Here is a 1,198-nt window from a genome sequence, read left to right on the forward strand (position 1 = left end):
AGATGGCTTTTCGAGACGCGGCTTTGGCCCCCCGCATTTTGGCTTTGGTGCCGGGGGGGATTGGCGACCAGATTTTGTTTTTTCCCACCTTGGCCAGTTTGCGGCAGCGCTATCCAGAGGCGGAGCTGGCGGTGCTGGTGGAGCCGCGGGCGGCGGCGGCCTATGAGGTTTGCCCCTCGGTCAATCGGGTGCTGACCTTCCCGTTCAAGCAGCAGCTCTCGTTGGCAGACCTCAGCGACCTGCTGGGGCGGATTCGGGAGCGGCCGTACGACGCGGTGCTGAGCCTGGGCCGAAGCTTGGGGGTGAAGCTGCTGCTCTGGCTGACCGGGATCCCCAAGCGGGTGGGCTATGCGCCGCCGGGGCCAGGCCGGCCTTGGCTCACCGACCCGGTGCCCCTGAAGCCGGCCCAATATGCCGCCAACATGTACCACGACCTGGTGCAGGGGTTTGGCATTGTGGCGCCGGCGGGCTTGCCTCAGATTCGCCTCAAAAAAACAGACCTGGAGTGGGCGGAGCAAGAGCGCCGGCGCCTGCTGGGGGACGCCGCCCAAGACTATGTGCTGTTGCATCCGGGGGCCAGCCAACTGTCGCAGGAGAAGGGCATTCAGAAGCTCTATCCCCCTGAGAAGTGGGTGAAGGTGGTCAGGGGCTTTCGGGAGAAGCGGCCGGAGCTGCCCTTGGTGCTGGTGTTGGGGCCAGAGGATGAGCAGTTGGCAAAAGGGTTTTTGTCGCAACTGCCGGATCTGGCGGTGAGCCGCCCTGCCCAGCTGGGGCAACTGGCGGCCTTGATTGGTGGGGCAACGCTGCTGTTGTGTGTGGATAGCGCTCCCATGCATCTGGGGGTGGCGACGCAGACGCCGCTGCTGGCGCTGTTTGGGCCGACTGAACCGGAACGGCTGCTGCCGGCTGAAGGGCCGTTTCGGTTCCTCAAGGCGGCCAATGGGGCGATGGAGTCGATTGTGCCGGAGCAGATTCTGCAGGTGATCTTTCCTGGTTAGGGATGCGGACGAAGGGACTTGAACCCTTACGCCTTGCGGCACTAGATCCTAAGTCTAGCGCGTCTGCCGTTCCGCCACGTCCGCTGTTGTCCCTCATGCTAACCCGGCAACCGGGCAACGGCGACCTGCAGGTCATCGGTAGCGTCCAAAACCACCCAGCCTTGCCCCACCGTCCGTTTCCACAACTCAAAGTGCAAGTG

1 protein-coding gene and 1 tRNA gene are annotated in these 1,198 nt (G+C 64.0%); one reads left to right on the forward strand and one right to left on the reverse strand.

All coding sequences use genetic code 11. The annotated features are described in order from the left end of the window. The first annotated feature begins 2 nt into the window (after positions 1 to 2). On the forward strand, positions 3 to 998 hold the full coding sequence (locus NW857_RS13065; protein WP_414336202.1) for a glycosyltransferase family 9 protein: 996 nt from the start codon (positions 3 to 5) through the stop codon (positions 996 to 998). Positions 999 to 1,001: 3 nt separating this feature from the next. On the opposite strand, the gene NW857_RS13070 is transcribed toward NW857_RS13065, so the two are convergent. Then, a tRNA-Leu gene (locus tag NW857_RS13070) sits at positions 1,002 to 1,082 on the reverse strand. Positions 1,083 to 1,198 lie beyond the last annotated feature (116 nt).

The sequence above is a fragment of the Synechococcus sp. H55.9 genome, from assembly GCF_047462355.1.
Taxonomy (GTDB): Bacteria; Cyanobacteriota; Cyanobacteriia; order Thermostichales; family Thermostichaceae; genus Thermostichus.